Source organism: Burkholderia sp. BCC1977, from assembly GCF_905339595.1.
Lineage (GTDB): Bacteria > Pseudomonadota > Gammaproteobacteria > Burkholderiales > Burkholderiaceae > Burkholderia.
This window is the reverse complement of sequence record NZ_CAJPGQ010000009.1, coordinates 154,671-168,171: the sequence shown is the minus strand read 5'-3', so window position 1 is coordinate 168,171 and position 13,501 is coordinate 154,671. Positions and strand designations below refer to the sequence as shown.

General features: G+C 68.4%; 14 protein-coding genes and 1 pseudogene. 9 read left to right on the top strand and 6 right to left on the bottom strand.

What is annotated here, in order from left to right:
- The first annotated feature begins 283 nt into the window (after window positions 1-283).
- Together U5771_RS10785 and U5771_RS10780 are read left to right on the top strand one after the other, a co-directional pair.
- Window positions 284-823, top strand: coding sequence for an aspartyl-tRNA synthetase (locus U5771_RS10785; RefSeq protein ID WP_322023945.1), 540 nt, complete (start codon window positions 284-286; stop codon window positions 821-823).
- Window positions 824-988: 165 nt separating this feature from the next.
- Window positions 989-1,462: a VOC family protein gene (locus tag U5771_RS10780; protein WP_322023944.1), complete on the top strand. Its 474-nt coding sequence runs from the start codon at window positions 989-991 to the stop codon at window positions 1,460-1,462.
- 217 nt (window positions 1,463-1,679) lie between these two features.
- Here the strand turns inward: U5771_RS10780 and U5771_RS10775 are convergent.
- Window positions 1,680-1,808: pseudogene (locus U5771_RS10775) on the bottom strand (GGDEF domain-containing protein); the annotation flags it as partial.
- A gap of 196 nt (window positions 1,809-2,004) precedes the next feature.
- Here U5771_RS10775 and U5771_RS10770 point away from each other — a divergent pair.
- Window positions 2,005-2,223 carry a hypothetical protein gene (locus tag U5771_RS10770; protein ID WP_322023943.1) on the top strand — a complete coding sequence of 73 codons (219 nt, stop codon included), beginning with the start codon at window positions 2,005-2,007 and terminating at the stop codon, window positions 2,221-2,223.
- Window positions 2,224-2,401: 178 nt separating this feature from the next.
- Here the strand turns inward: U5771_RS10770 and U5771_RS10765 are convergent, their stop codons facing one another.
- Together U5771_RS10765 and U5771_RS10760 are read right to left on the bottom strand one after the other, a co-directional pair.
- Window positions 2,402-3,025 (bottom strand): phospholipase D family protein, encoded by a 624-nt coding sequence (locus U5771_RS10765; RefSeq protein ID WP_415859400.1) that lies wholly within the window; start codon window positions 3,023-3,025, stop codon window positions 2,402-2,404.
- Window positions 3,026-3,433: 408 nt separating this feature from the next.
- The gene (locus tag U5771_RS10760; RefSeq protein ID WP_322023941.1) at window positions 3,434-3,916 is read right to left on the bottom strand and encodes a helix-turn-helix domain-containing protein; all 483 of its coding nucleotides are present in this window, start codon (window positions 3,914-3,916) and stop codon (window positions 3,434-3,436) included.
- Window positions 3,917-4,085: 169 nt separating this feature from the next.
- On the opposite strand from U5771_RS10760, the gene U5771_RS10755 reads away from it, so the two are divergent.
- Together U5771_RS10755 and U5771_RS10750 are read left to right on the top strand one after the other, a co-directional pair.
- Complete coding sequence (locus U5771_RS10755; RefSeq protein ID WP_322023940.1) at window positions 4,086-4,523, top strand: PaaI family thioesterase; 438 nt, start codon at window positions 4,086-4,088, stop codon at window positions 4,521-4,523.
- Window positions 4,524-4,726: 203 nt separating this feature from the next.
- The gene (locus U5771_RS10750) at window positions 4,727-5,779 is read left to right on the top strand and encodes an NADP(H)-dependent aldo-keto reductase (RefSeq protein WP_322023939.1); all 1,053 of its coding nucleotides are present in this window, start codon (window positions 4,727-4,729) and stop codon (window positions 5,777-5,779) included.
- 86 nt (window positions 5,780-5,865) lie between these two features.
- On the opposite strand, the gene U5771_RS10745 is transcribed toward U5771_RS10750, so the two are convergent.
- The gene (locus U5771_RS10745) at window positions 5,866-7,152 is read right to left on the bottom strand and encodes an MFS transporter (protein WP_322023938.1); all 1,287 of its coding nucleotides are present in this window, start codon (window positions 7,150-7,152) and stop codon (window positions 5,866-5,868) included.
- Window positions 7,153-7,187: 35 nt separating this feature from the next.
- Window positions 7,188-8,609 carry a M20 family metallopeptidase gene (locus tag U5771_RS10740; RefSeq protein WP_322023937.1) on the bottom strand — a complete coding sequence of 474 codons (1,422 nt, stop codon included), beginning with the start codon at window positions 8,607-8,609 and terminating at the stop codon, window positions 7,188-7,190.
- A gap of 164 nt (window positions 8,610-8,773) precedes the next feature.
- On the opposite strand from U5771_RS10740, the gene U5771_RS10735 reads away from it, so the two are divergent.
- From U5771_RS10735 to U5771_RS10720, 4 genes are all read left to right on the top strand, one after another.
- The gene (locus U5771_RS10735) at window positions 8,774-9,727 is read left to right on the top strand and encodes a LysR family transcriptional regulator (protein WP_322023936.1); all 954 of its coding nucleotides are present in this window, start codon (window positions 8,774-8,776) and stop codon (window positions 9,725-9,727) included.
- Window positions 9,728-9,791: 64 nt separating this feature from the next.
- On the top strand, window positions 9,792-10,919 hold the full coding sequence (gene mnmH / locus U5771_RS10730) for a tRNA 2-selenouridine(34) synthase MnmH (protein WP_322023935.1): 1,128 nt from the start codon (window positions 9,792-9,794) through the stop codon (window positions 10,917-10,919).
- Window positions 10,916-11,974 (top strand): permease, encoded by a 1,059-nt coding sequence (locus U5771_RS10725; RefSeq protein WP_322023934.1) that lies wholly within the window; start codon window positions 10,916-10,918, stop codon window positions 11,972-11,974. Before mnmH ends, U5771_RS10725 begins: the two co-directional genes overlap by 4 nt.
- 216 nt (window positions 11,975-12,190) lie before the next feature.
- On the top strand, window positions 12,191-12,613 hold the full coding sequence (locus U5771_RS10720; RefSeq protein WP_185646374.1) for a hypothetical protein: 423 nt from the start codon (window positions 12,191-12,193) through the stop codon (window positions 12,611-12,613).
- 48 nt (window positions 12,614-12,661) lie between these two features.
- On the opposite strand, the gene U5771_RS10715 is transcribed toward U5771_RS10720, so the two are convergent.
- Entirely contained in the window at window positions 12,662-13,495 is an 834-nt protein-coding gene (locus tag U5771_RS10715; protein WP_322023933.1) for an ABC transporter permease, read from the bottom strand.
- Window positions 13,496-13,501: the final 6 nt, after the last annotated feature.

The following is a 13,501-nucleotide window of genomic DNA, read 5'->3' as shown; positions in this document are numbered from 1 at the left end:
CACAAGCGGATCATGCTGTCGCGCATGAAGCCATGTCCGGATGCGCCGTCGCCCCGTGGGCGGCCGCACGCTGTCTGATGCTCGCGGCCCGTCGGACCGAAGCCGCGCAGCCGTCCGTGCCGCCGTCGCCCGAGACGGCATCGATTCCGGCAGCGTCGCCGGCGGTGCCGATTCGCGGGATCGGCTTCGCGCCACACCTCGCCGGGCCGAGCCACTGGGCGGTCGGTCAGTGCACGTCCAACGGCGCGCTCAAGGTGTGCAATTGACGAGGGGCGCCCAGGCAATGAACGAAGCAAGCGAAACGGACGATTCCGTCTGGCGGGTCGATCCGGTTGCGGGAACGGTTATTGGTGCATTGCCGATGGTTCTGCCGGTCGACAGCCCCAGCTTCAGGCGCAAGGCGATCATCTGCGCGGTGCTGGCCGGGTTGGTCGCGTGCGGGTACGCGGCCGACCTGACGCTCTGGCCGGTGGCGGCGCTGGCCGTGTTGCTGGCGCTCATCAGCGGCGGCTTTTTCTTCGTGTCGCGTCGCGAGCTGGCGCTGCATCTCGACGAAACCGGCTTCGGGCTGATCGGTTCCGTGCGCGAAAAGCCAGTCACGCCATGGCGCGACGTAAGCGAATTCGGGATCGTCAGCATCGCGGGCAACCGTTACATCGGCTATCAGTTCTCGCCGCACTCGCCGCGCGCCAAGGTGCCCGGCGGCGTGATGCTGCCGATCAACCGGTTCGCCGGCCTGCCGCTCGACGCAGTGGCCGTGTTGCTCGAAACGTGCCGCCGACAGTTCGGCATGCCGGACGATCGCGTCGGCCGGACGGACTGATTCGGCGCGTCGCGCATGACCTGGCCGGCTTGTCCCGAACGAACAAAAAAAATATCGCCAGGCGTGTCGATTTCCGTCGAGCCCGTCCGTCGTAGCATCGGAGGCGTGCGCATCGTGCGTCCGTCCCGAATTCCGACACGACAACCGACTGAAGGAGCGACACCCATGGCCACGTCCGTCAACCCGATCCCGGAAGGGATGCGCACGCTGACACCGCATCTGATCTGCGCCGGCGCAGCCGCAGCGATCGACTTCTACAAGCGTGCGTTCAACGCGACCGAACGGTTCCGCCTGCCCACGCCGGACGGCCGGCTCGCGCATGCGTGTCTCGCAATCGGCGATTCGACGCTGATGCTCGTGGATGAAATGCCGGAGCACGGCGCAGTCGGGCCGAAGACGCTGAAAGGCACGCCGGTCTGCCTCCACCTGTTCGTGCGGGACACCGATGCGGCGATCGCGCAGGCCGTCTCGGCCGGTGCGACGGTCACGATGCCGGCCGCCGACATGTTCTGGGGCGATCGCTATGGGCAGGTGGAGGATCCGTTCGGCCATCGCTGGTCAATCGCGACCCACCAGCGCGATCTGACGCCCGAGCAGATCGCGGAAGCGATGGCGAGCGCGCCGCCGTGCGGCGGCTGACCGAACGGGGCGCATCGGACTGAGCAACGCTGGCGGCCGCCGCGGCGCGTATCGGCGCGCGGTTCGTCCGCGTTCGGGCGTCGGCGGCCTTGCCGCGCTGCTTGTCCTCGTTCCTCGTATCGGCGCCGAGCGGCCGATTCGAGCAGGTCGGCCACCGCGCGATGTGGCCGACACCGAACCGGATCGCATGGCCGCGTGCGTCGGCCGCGTTACGCAGCGCGCGTGCCTGCGTGACGCGCTCGATCGGCTCGCCGACATCGGCCGCGTCGGTGGCGCTCGGCAGCACGACGAATGCGTCGCCGCCGAGTCGGGCGATTACGTCGCTGTCGCGCGGCGCACCGGTCAGCGAGGCCGCGACGGCCTCGAGCGCGCATGCTCCGGTGCGCTGTCACGACGGGGCGAGCAGGGTTGCCATGTCGATGCGACGCGAACGCTTCACGCGGCGTGCGTTGCTGCCGGACAGGCAATTCGATGTCCGGTGCCTCAAGCTGTCCGACGTGATGCCGTAAACAGGGCGAGATCAATCGTTCTTTTATCGCACCATGGTTCGAATTCTGTACGCGGGGTATCTCGCGTTGACGCTGTATCTGCTCTATCCGATGGTCCAGAACACGCTGACCTTCAGTGCGGACTGCGTACTCGGCGCGCTGCCTGGCGGTACGCACGATCGACCGAAGCCTTCGGCAAGCGATGCGCGTGCGCATGCGAGCCGGTGTGTCGCGACCACGCAGATCGCGGAGCGCTCGCCCGACATCCACTGATTTCGACTGATTCCACCGATCGCGGCGCCGTCACGTCCGGTGTGCAGGCCATTCGGCCAGGTTGATCGGCACGTCATGCGCACCGATCATTGACGACATCACGGCGCGAATGTGCGCAACGACGCGCGCCGGCCGCGCCGCGCGCGAACGGCGCTTGCGAGCGCGTGCGTGCGAGGCGTCAGTACGACGAGCGGTACGGCGTGCCCTGATCGAAGCGGCTTTGCCAATGCGTGAGGTAGCGCGACGCGAGTTGCGGATTGTTCCAGACCACGACGACGTTTTCGGAATTGCGGCTGGCGGCCGACGCGCTGTAGTTGAACGAACCCGTCTCGACATGTTCCGCATCGATCACGAGGTACTTGTCGTGGTGGATGGCATAGGCGTCGATCGTGCGCGTCGGAATGCCCGCGTTGACGAGCAGGTTCAGCGCCTGCTTGCTGCTCTTCGCGCGATTGCCCTTGTCGTCCACGACGACCGCGACATTCACGCCGCGCCGCTTCGCGGCGAGCAGCGCGCGCGTGACGGGCGGCGACGTAAACGAGTAGGCGGCCACGCGAATCGAGGTGCGCGCGGCGCCGATTGCCTTCAGCACGAGCGCCTCGGCACCGCCATCGGGCGAGAACGCCGATTCGACCACCTGCGTGGCGGGCGCTTCATGGGTCGGGGTCGGCAGCAGTTGCGCGATGAAGTCGATCGCCTGCTGCAGCAGCGATTCGTTGTGCGTCTTGCCGAAGGCGGCGAAGGGTGTGGCGAGCAGGGAAGCGGCGAGGCAGGTGGCGGCGAGGCGTTTGCGCGACAACATCTTGGACAGCGAATGATTTTGAGACAGCGGGCCGTGAGTGTAACGCAGACACGGCGGCGCGGTCACGCCCGGATGTGAATGAGACGCATGGTGCGGCAGCCCGGAGCGGGCGATGCGGTGAAGTTCATCGTGCCGCGCGGTATCTGCATCGGCTCGGTGGTCGTGCCGCGTGACGGAAGGCGATGATGAGCGCGTGCGTATGCAGACGGCACGGTACGGTCCCCGCGTGACGAAACGCGGGGATGTGCCGGCGCAGGTTCAACGCACCGTGTGGTCGATGAGATTGGAACGGTAGACAAGGCGCGGCCGCACGAATGACGCTCGGAGGCGGAAACGCATGCAACCTACGCACACATGATGGCCGCAGCGCGCTACCGTGCGCGCGCAACAGGCGCTCGGCATGACGCGTCAGGCATCGAGCGGTCCGGCCGCCTCGCGGGCGACCCATCCGGGCCCGGGTTCCGGCTGCACGTCGTGCGCGTCGAGCGGCTCGCCGCACGCCGAGCACACCGCGACCGCATGCATCAGCTGACCACAGGCGCGATGGCGCAATTGCACCGGCGGCCCCTGGCCGTCGTCCTTCCAGCGGTCGCCCCAGGTCATCAGCGCGAGCAGGGCCGGGTAGAGGTCGAGGCCTTTTTCGGTCAACCGGTATTCGAAGCGCGGCGGGCGCTCCTGATACGCGCGCTTGACCAGCACGCCTTCGTCGACGAGGCGCGCGAGCCGCTCGGCCAGGACGTGACGCGTGAGGCCCAGTTGCGTCTGGAATGCATCGAAGCGGCGGCAGCCGAGAAAGGCGTTGCGCAGGATCAGCATGGTCCAGCGATCGCCGAGCACGGCAAGCGTGCGCGCGACCGAGCAGTTCAGCGTACCGATGTCATCCCATTTCATGATCGAGTCTCGTGCGACGGTTCAACGAAGGAGCGGGTTCGATTATAGAACTGACCTTCGGTTGCATCGGGCGTCGGCTGCGTTGACAAGCCCGGTTCGGTTGTCAATAATGAGTTCCAATTTGGAACTTACTAGCGCGGCGACGCGCGTTCAATCAGGAGACAACCCGATGAATCCGCTTTCCCTGTCCGGTCTCGAACTGCTGCGCGCGGCGGCGGCGGGCGATCTGCCGCTCGCGTCGATCTCGGAGACGATCCCGATGCGGCCGCTGGGCGTCGAGCTCGGTTACGTGCAGATGTCCGCGCGGGCGGACGAACGGCATCTGAATCCGCTCGGCGGCGTGCACGGCGGGTTCGCCGCGACGGTGCTCGATTCGGTCACGGGCTGCGCGGTGCACTCAATGCTCGACGCGGGCGTCGGCTACGGCACGGTCGACCTGCACGTGAAGATGCTGCGTCCCGTGCCGCGCGATGTCGACCTGATCGCGGAAGGGCGCGTGATTCACCTGTCGCGTTCGCTCGGCGTCGCCGAAGGCACGCTGAAGACGCCGGATGACAAGATCGTCGCGCACGCATCGGCAACCTGCTTCATTCAGCGGCCGCAATGACGGAAGACGTGGCGTCGTCACGTCGGCTCGGCCATCGGACGTCGTCCGAACAACGCGCACCCGCATGCGGAGTCGGCCGTAACCCGCATGCGCGAGTGCCTCACGCACATCGCAGGCCGCCTGTAAGCGAACGCATCGGCCGTCTGAAGCGTTCGCTTCAGTGTGATAGCGTTCCTGCTTTCCACTGACGCGACAGGAACAGCATGGAATACCGCACACTCGGCGATTCGGGCATCGAGGTCAGCCTGATCGGTCTCGGCACGATGACGTGGGGCGAGCAGAATTCGGAACGCGACGCCCACGAGCAGATCGATTACGCGCTCGGGCAGGGCGTCACGCTGATCGATGCCGCGGAGATGTACCCGGTGCCGCCGAAGCCCGATACCCAGGGGCGCACGGAACAGTACATCGGTACCTGGCTCGCGCAGCATCGTGCGCAGCGCGACCGGATCGTGCTCGCGACGAAGATCGCGGGCCCGGCGCGGCAGCCGCACAATCCGCGCCATATTCGCGGCGAAGGCAACCAGTTCGACCGCAAGAACCTGACCGAGGCGCTCGACGGCAGCCTCAAGCGCCTGCAGACCGACTATGTCGACCTGTACCAGCTGCACTGGCCGGATCGCAGCACGACGACGTTCGGCCGGCCCGCGTATCCGTGGGTCGACGATGCCTATACGGTGCCGATCGAGGAAACGCTGGGCGTGCTCGCGGAATTCGTGAAGGCCGGCAAGGTCCGCGCGATCGGCGTGTCGAACGAAACGCCGTGGGGCGTCGCGCAGTTCCTGCGCGCGGCCGAGAAGCTCGGGCTGCCGCGCATCGCGAGCATCCAGAATCCGTACAGCCTGGTGAACCGCACGTTCGAGAACGGCCTGTCCGAGTTCACGCATCGCGACGGCGTCGGCCTGCTCGCGTATTCGCCGCTCGCGTTCGGCTGGCTGTCCGGCAAGTACGAGAACGGCGCACGTCCGGCCGGCGCGCGCATCACGCTGTTCGAGCGCTTCCAGCGTTACAGCAAGCCGCAGGCGGTCGAAGCGACGTCGCGCTACGTCGCGCTCGCGACACGGCACGGGCTGTCGCCCGCGCAGCTCGCGCTCGCGTTCGTCAACAGCCGGCCGTTCGTGCGCAGCAACCTGGTCGGCGCGACGTCGCTCGCGCAACTGAAGGAGAACATCGGCAGCATCGATGTGACGCTGTCCGACGAGATCCTCGCCGAGATCGACGCGCTGCACGAACTGCAGCCGAATCCGGCGCCGTAAGCGGCGCGCGGCCCGCGCGGCATGGATGCCGTAACGGGCCGCGTCCGGCGCGTATTGGCGCGCCGTCGTTTCCTTCACGCGCGCGGTCAGCGCATCCCGAGCCGCGTGCGCGCGACCAACAGTGCGACGAGACTCAACACCGCGCAACCCATCAGGTACAGCGCCGGCGACAGCCGGTTGCCGGTCGCGCTGATCAGCCACGTGATCACGAACGGCGCGAAGCCGCCGAACAGCGTGACGCCCGTGTTGTAGCTGACCGCGAGGCCGGTGGCGCGGGTCTGCGACGGGAACAGCTCGGCCATCAGCGCCGGCAGCGCGCCGCAGTAGGTCGCCTTCAGCAGCCCGATCCAGATCAGCGCGGCGAGCATCGTCGCGAACGACGCGTGACGCGTGAGCCACGCGAACGTCGGCCAGACGGTGACGAGCATCAGCACGGCCGCCGCCGCCATCACGCGCGTTCGCCCGGTGCGATCGGACAGGTGGCCGACGAGCGGCGTGACGAGCGTCAGCACGAAGCCGGTCGCGAGCGTGGCCGCGAAGCCCGTCGATGCCGGCAGCCCGAGCTGCTTGATCGCATACGTCGGCATGTACAGCACCATGTAGTTGATCGCGGTCGAGATCACGAGCACGCCGATCGACAGCAGCACGCGCATCTTCTGGTCCGCGAACAATTCGCGCACGGGCGCTTCGGAGCGCGCCTGCGTCTTGAACTCGATGCCTTCGTCGACGTAGCGGCGGATGTAGAGCCCGACCGGGCCGATCGCGAGGCCGAACAGGAACGGCACGCGCCAGCCCCAGCTTTCGAGTTGCGCAGGGCTCAGCGTCGACGTCAGCAGCGCACCGAAGCCCGACGCGAGCAGCGTCGCGAGACCCTGGCTCGCGAACTGCCAGCTCGACATGAAACCGCGCCGCTGCGGCGCGTGTTCGACGAGGAACGCGGTCGAGCTCGCGAATTCGCCGCCGGCGGAAAACCCCTGCATCAGCCGCGACAGCATGATCCCGAGCGGCGCGAGGATGCCGATCGACGCATAGGTCGGCATCAGCGCGATCAGCAGCGTGCCGGCCATCATCATCCCGATCGACAGCAGCAGCGACGCCTTGCGGCCCGCGCGGTCCGCGTAGGCGCCAAGCACGAAGCCGCCGATCGGCCGGATCAGGTAGGACAGCCCGAACGTGCCGAGCGTGAGCAGCAGCGACGTCGCCTCGCTCGTCGCGGGGAAGAACAGCTTGGCGATCGTCACCGCGAAAAAGCCGTAGACGATCAGGTCGAACCATTCGAGCGCATTGCCGATCGACGCGGCGAAGATGATGCGCCGGATCTTCGCGGCGCTGGGGCGCGCGGCGTCCTGCGAGGTCAGGGTAGTCGTATTCATCGTGTGAGCAGGTCCCGAGAAAGGGGCGAAGCGCGTTACAGGGCGGCGCCGGCCGCGGCGGGTGCCGCGCGGCGAACGGGCGGCGCGGCGTCGCCGAGATCCCAGAAGAGGCCGGCCATCATCTGCAGTCCCTCGCGCACGACGCTCGCGAGCAGGTGCTCGTCGGGCGCGTGCTGCGAGCACGCCGGATACGAGTGCGGCACCCACAGCGTCGGCAGCCCGAGCGTATCGGCGAACACCTCGTTCGGCAGCGTGCCGCCGAGGTTCGGCAGGATCGCGGGTTGCTTGCCGGTCGTATGCGCGAGCGACGCGACGGCCCAGCGGACCCACGGATCGTCCGGCGGCAGGCGCGTCGCCGGTGCGCCGCGTTCGACGTCGATCTCGATGTCGGCGAAGCCGTGCGCATCGAGATGCGCACGCAGGTGTGCGTGCAGTGCTTCCCAGTCGGTGCCGACCACGAAACGCAACTGGCAGTGCGCATACGCGACGGGCGGAATCGCATTGACCGGATGGTCGGGATTGCCGGCCTTGAACGCGAGAATCTCGAACGTGTTCCAGCCGAACACGCGCTCGGCGGCGGAGAGGCCGGGCTCGCCCCAGTCGGCGTCGAGCGCCGGATCGCCGGGGCCGCCGCCGACGGACAGGTCGGCGAGTGCGGTGCGCACGGCGGCCGGGATCGGCGGCGGACGCAGCCCCGCGACGCGGATCGCGCCGCGCGCATCGACGAGGCTCGCGAGCGCGTTCGCGAGCACGGTTGCCGGGTTGCGCAGCAGGCCGCCCCAGTTGCCCGAGTGATGGCCGCCGTCGCGGGCGCGCAGGCTGAGCTTGAAGTTGACGGAGCCGCGCGAGCCGAGGAACACGGTCGGACGTTCGGCGGTGAGGCGCGGCCCGTCGGACGCGATCAGCACGTCGGCCGCGAGCGTGTCGCGTTCCTGGCGGCACAGTGCGTCGAGGCCCGGCGACCCCGTTTCCTCGCCCATCTCGATCAGCAGTTTCGCGTTGAAGCCGAGCCGGCCGCCGCGCGCGTCGAGCACGCTCGCCAGCGCGGCCAGGTTGATCGTGTGCTGGCCCTTGTTGTCGGCGCTGCCGCGGCCGTACCAGCGATCGCCGTCGACGGTCAGCGTCCACGGCGACAGCGGCGCGCGCCATTGCGCGTCGTAGCCGCGCACGACGTCGCCGTGGCCGTAGATGAGCACGGTCGGCAGCGCGTCGTCCTCGTGGCGCGACGCCAGCAGGAACGGGCCGCCGCCGTCGACCGGGTTCTCGACGATCCGCGACGTGAAGCCCAGGCGCGCGGCCTCCGGCGCGATCTCGTCGGTCAGGTAGGCGCGCAGCGCGGCGCCCGAGCCGCTGTCCTGGCTTTCGGTGCGCAGGCCGACGCGGCGGCTCAGGGTCGTGAAGAACGCGCCCGATTCGAACTGGTTCAGCGCGTGCTGGATGGCGGCGGTACGGCTCAAGACGGGTCTCCTGTATCGGTTTTCCGGCGGGCGCGGCGCGCACGACCGGGAGTGCGATCGATTCTAGAAAGCCGTTTTTTTTGTCACAATGATCGAATTTCGAACATTTCTTTGCCGAAAAGGCAAAGCGGATCGGCCTGGACGACGGGCCCGGGGACAGAACGATGGCGGCTTTCCTGCATGGTCTTGCGCTGCGGTATTTCGTCGAAGTGGCGCGCACCGGGTCGATCAGCGACGCATCCGCGCGGCTGCACGTGGCCGTCTCGGCGATCAGCCGGCAGATCGCGAAGCTCGAGAGCGAGCTCGGCGCACCGCTGTTCGAGCGCCGGCCGCGCGGGATGGCGCTGTCGGAGGCCGGCGAACGGCTGCTGGGCTTCGCGCAGCGCAGCCTGCTGGAGGCCGAGCACGTGATGAAGGAAATCGGCGGGCTGGAGGCGCTGCACGGCAGCCTGCTGAAGGTCGCCTGCTCGGAAGGGTTCGCGATCGATTTCCTGCCGGGCGCGCTCGCGGGCTTCAAGGCGCGCCACCCGGGCGTCGATTTCTCGGTGTGGGTCGTGTCGCCGGCGGAGGCGACGCGGCGCGTGCGCGACGGCGATGCCGACATCGGGCTGACGTTCAGCCTGGCGCCGGAGCAGGGCGTGCGCGTCGAACACACGGAGCGTGCGCCGGTTTTCGCACTCGTGCGGCGCGACCATCCGCTCGCGGCGCGCGACTCGGTGTCGCTTGCCGATGTCGCAGGGCACCCGCATGTGCTGCCCGAGGCCGGCACGACGGTGCGCCAGCTGATCGACATCGCGTGCGTGCTCGACGGGCTCATGCTCGAGCCGGAGCTGACCAGCAACAATACCGCGGTGATGTACCGCTACGCGCAGCGTACCGGTGCGGTGATGTTCACCGGGCTGCTGTCGGTGCGGGACCGCTTCGACGCGGACGGCTTCGTCGTCGTGCCCGTCACGAACCCCCAGCTGCGCGAGCGCAGCATCCAGGTGCAGACCATGGCGGGGCGCGATCTGCCCGCGTCGGTGCGCGCGTTTCGCGACCATCTGATCGACGTGATGCGCACCGCGTCGCCCCCGCCGGTTGCCAAGCGCGGCCCGAGACGCCCGGGCGTGAGATAATCGCGAATCCGCCTTCCGTGCCCGTGCGGCTCACCGAGCCGCATCGCCCCTGTTCGACGCCAAATTGAAGAATCTGATTGTCACCCTCGATCGCGCCGGCGAGTTCGACGAGATCATCGACGTGCGTACGCCGCTCGAATTCGCCGAGGACCATATCCCCGGCGCGCTGAACGCGCCCGTGCTCAGCAACGAGGAGCGCGTGATCGTCGGCACGATGTACCGCCAGGTTTCGCCGTACGAAGCGACGCGCGTCGGCGCGGCGATGGTCGCACGCAACATCGCGCGCCATCTCGACACCACGTTTGCCGACCGTCCGCGCAACTGGCGGCCGCTGATTTACTGCTGGCGCGGCGGCAAGCGCTCGGGCTCGATGACGACCTGGTTCAACCTGATCGGCTGGCAGGCGCGCCAGCTCGACGGCGGGTACAAGGCGTACCGCCAGTCGGTGTGCGCGACGCTCGGCACGCTGCCGACGCGGTTCCGCTATATCGCGCTCGTCGGTCATACGGGCTGCGGCAAGACGCGGCTGTTGAACGCGCTACGCGACGAAGGCGCGCAGACGCTCGATCTCGAGGCGCTCGCGAGTCATCGCGGCTCGCTGCTCGGCGCGCTGCCGGGCAAACCGCAACCGTCGCAGAAGGGCTTCGATTCGGGGCTGGTCGAGACTCTCGGGCGTTTCGACCCCGAATGGCCGGTGTTCGTCGAATCGGAAAGTCGCAGGATCGGGCTCGTGCACCTGCCGATCGCGTTGATCGACGCCTTTCACGCCGGGCCGTGGGTGCAGGTCGACGCGGCGCACGACGAGCGAATCGCGTTTCTCCTTGACGACTACGCCCACCTGTTCGACGAGCCGGCCGCGTTCAAGGCGCAGCTGCATCGGCTGATCGGCCTGCACAGCCGTGACCAGGTGGAGCACTGGAATGCGCTGATCGATGCCGGCGCGCGGGCCGACCTGTTCACCGAACTGATCGACAAGCATTACGATCCCGCCTATGCGCGCACCTACCGCGCAACGTACAACAAGCCGAACCGGGCGCTGACGTTCACGTTCCGGCCGAACGCGGCCGACGTGCGCCAGCAGGCGCGCGCGCTGCTCGATGCGCTCGCGCAGGCCGGGCTGCCGGCATCGCCCGCCGCCGGCGCGGCGGCGCGAGTCGACACCGACCACAACCCTACGACCACCACACGATGACGACCACACGCACCCAACCCAGTCCGGCGCTCGGCTGGATGACCTTCCTGCTGATCGCGGTCGCGGGACTGTTCTACGTGAAATGGTTCCCGTACTACAACAAGGCGTTCGTCGCCGCCGAGCATCATTCGATCGGCCAGTCGATCCTGATGGGTTCGTCGGCGAGCGCCCCCGAGCCGTCGCTGAAGGCGGCGCTCGACTACGCGTGGGCGTACGGCAAGGCGATCTGGCAGGCCATGGTGCTCGGCCTGCTGCTCGGTTCGGCCGTGCAGGCGCTGCTGCCGGCGCACTGGGTTGCGCGCGCGCTCGGCCGCACCGGCTTCGGCAGTGTGGCCGCGGGCGGCCTGCTGTCGCTGCCCGGCATGATGTGCACGTGCTGCGCGGCGCCGGTCGTCGCGGGCCTGCGTGCGCGGCACGCGTCGCCCGGCGGCGCGGTCGCGTTCTGGCTCGGCAACACGGTGCTGAATCCGGCCGCGCTGGTGTTCATGGGCTTCGTGCTCGGCTGGCACTGGAGCGCGCTGCGGCTCGTGCTCGGCATCGCGATGGTGTTCGGGATCGGCTATCTGCTGAACCGCGTCGCGCGTCCCGAGGATCGCAGCATCGACGACGCGCAACTGGCCGCGCTGGTGGCCGAACAGGCGGCCGCAGGCAATCCGTTCGTCCGCTGGATGAAGCTGCTCGCACGCATGGCCGCGCGGCTGGTGCCCGAATACATCGTGCTCGTGCTGCTGCTCGGCGCGGCGCGCGCGTGGCTGTTCCCGCATATCGGCCCGGACATCGGCAACCATCTCGGCTGGATCATCGCGTTCGCGGTCGCGGGCACGTTGTTCGTGATCCCGACGGCCGGCGAGGTGCCGATCATCCAGGCGATGCTGTCGCTCGGCATGGGCGTCGGCCCGGCCGCCGCGCTGCTGATGACGCTGCCGCCGATCAGCGTGCCGTCGCTCGCGATGCTCGCGCGTTCGTTCAAGCCTTACATGCTGGCGATCGTCACGGGCCTCGTCGTCGTGTTCGGGATCGTGAGCGGGCTGCTCGCGATCGCGTTCGGGTTCTGACGGACACGCGGGCGGGACGGCGAGCGGGCGCGCCGGCCGGACACGTCCGGCTCGCGTGCCCGACAGGGGAGCGCGGCGCGACCTGCCCGGCCACCGGACCCGCGTGACGGCCGCTGTGGCGCGCGCCGACCGATCCCGCCGCGCGACCGTCGTATTCATCCGGCGCCGCCGCTTCACGCGTGCGGTGCCCTTCACAAGAAGCAAACAGGAAAACGCATGACCCAACCGAAGATTCATCCTCGACTCGAGAAGGCGCTGACGCGCGGCGATCTCGCGATCCGCCAGGCCAATTCCGCGCGGGCGACTGCCGTGCTGAACGCGCTCGGCACGATGATCATCGAAGCCTCCGCCACGATCGGCGTCGAGGCCAGCATCGAGATTCCGCAGGGCGACCGCATTTACGATCCGGTAAACGGCCTGTGGCCGCAGAAGATGCTGGTGTCGTTCGACGGTCCGGTCGACGAAGCCGATGCGGAAGAACTGCGCGCGGTGTATCTGGTCGCCGACGATCCGGGTACGCAGTTCCGCGTCGAATGGCATCGCGCGGACGGCAAGCTCGGCCGCCAGGAAGGCGGCCCGCTGGCGACCGTCGCATTCCTGACCGACGTCGAGATTCCGTGGAGCGATGACGACGAGTAAGGTCGTCGCCACTTCCTCGCATCGAGCCGGCGCCGGGCGCGCCGGCCGTCAGCGCATCATCCGCCGCCGGAACAGCCAGGCGGAGACCACGAATCCGCCGATCGCATAGCCGGCGAGCACCGCGAGATGCAGGCCAACGTCCGTCGCCGGCCGGCCGAGCATCGCGGGCCGGATCAGTTCGACCGCGTTCGCGAGCGGCAGCACGTGCGCCGCATGCTGCGCGACCGGTGGCAACTGCGTGATCGGGAAGAACACGCCCGACAGCAGCAGCATCGGCGTCAGCACGAGCGTCTGGTAGAACATGAAGAAGTCGTAGGACGGCGCGAGCGCGGTGACGATCATCGCCGTGCTCGCGAACGCGAGGCCGGCAAGCGCGATCACGGGCAGCGCCGCGAGCATCGTCGGAAACCGTGCATAGCCGAGCAGGCCCGCGACCAGCATGATCGCGACGCCCGACAGCAGCGCCTTGCTCGCCCCCCAGACGATCTCCCCGAGCACGATGTCGCCCAGCGCGAGCGGCGTGTGCATGATCGCTTCCCAGGTGCGCTGCACGTGCATCCGCGAGAAGCCCGAATACATCGACTCGAAGCTCGCGGACATCATCACGCTCGAACCGACCGTGCCGGCGGCGAGGAACGCGATATACGACACGCCGTCGACGTGGCCGAGCATCAGGCCGAGCCCGAACCCCAGCCCGAACAGGTAGATCATCGGATCGGCGAGATTGCCGAACAGCGACGCGAGCGCGAGCTTGCGCCAGACGAGGTAGTTGCGCCGCCACACGGCGATCCAGTTGGTGGCATTCGCGGGCAGCGCGATCGCGAAGCGCGATTCGCGCGGTGGGGCGGACGGCGCGGCGGCGGAATAGTTGCGTACGTCCATGATCGA

What these genes read in the sequence shown, in the direction of transcription:
- U5771_RS10785 (WP_322023945.1), top strand. Translation starts at nt 284, where the DNA reads ATGAACGAAGCAAGCGAAACGGACGATTCCGTCTGGCGGGTCGATCCG.
- U5771_RS10780 (WP_322023944.1), top strand. Translation starts at nt 989, where the DNA reads ATGGCCACGTCCGTCAACCCGATCCCGGAAGGGATGCGCACGCTGACA.
- U5771_RS10770 (WP_322023943.1), top strand. Translation starts at nt 2,005, where the DNA reads ATGGTTCGAATTCTGTACGCGGGGTATCTCGCGTTGACGCTGTATCTG.
- U5771_RS10765 (WP_415859400.1), bottom strand. Translation starts at nt 3,025, where the DNA reads ATGTTGTCGCGCAAACGCCTCGCCGCCACCTGCCTCGCCGCTTCCCTG.
- U5771_RS10760 (WP_322023941.1), bottom strand. Translation starts at nt 3,916, where the DNA reads ATGAAATGGGATGACATCGGTACGCTGAACTGCTCGGTCGCGCGCACG.
- U5771_RS10755 (WP_322023940.1), top strand. Translation starts at nt 4,086, where the DNA reads ATGAATCCGCTTTCCCTGTCCGGTCTCGAACTGCTGCGCGCGGCGGCG.
- U5771_RS10750 (WP_322023939.1), top strand. Translation starts at nt 4,727, where the DNA reads ATGGAATACCGCACACTCGGCGATTCGGGCATCGAGGTCAGCCTGATC.
- U5771_RS10745 (WP_322023938.1), bottom strand. Translation starts at nt 7,152, where the DNA reads ATGAATACGACTACCCTGACCTCGCAGGACGCCGCGCGCCCCAGCGCC.
- U5771_RS10735 (WP_322023936.1), top strand. Translation starts at nt 8,774, where the DNA reads ATGGCGGCTTTCCTGCATGGTCTTGCGCTGCGGTATTTCGTCGAAGTG.
- U5771_RS10725 (WP_322023934.1), top strand. Translation starts at nt 10,916, where the DNA reads ATGACGACCACACGCACCCAACCCAGTCCGGCGCTCGGCTGGATGACC.
- U5771_RS10720 (WP_185646374.1), top strand. Translation starts at nt 12,191, where the DNA reads ATGACCCAACCGAAGATTCATCCTCGACTCGAGAAGGCGCTGACGCGC.
- U5771_RS10715 (WP_322023933.1), bottom strand. Translation starts at nt 13,495, where the DNA reads ATGGACGTACGCAACTATTCCGCCGCCGCGCCGTCCGCCCCACCGCGC.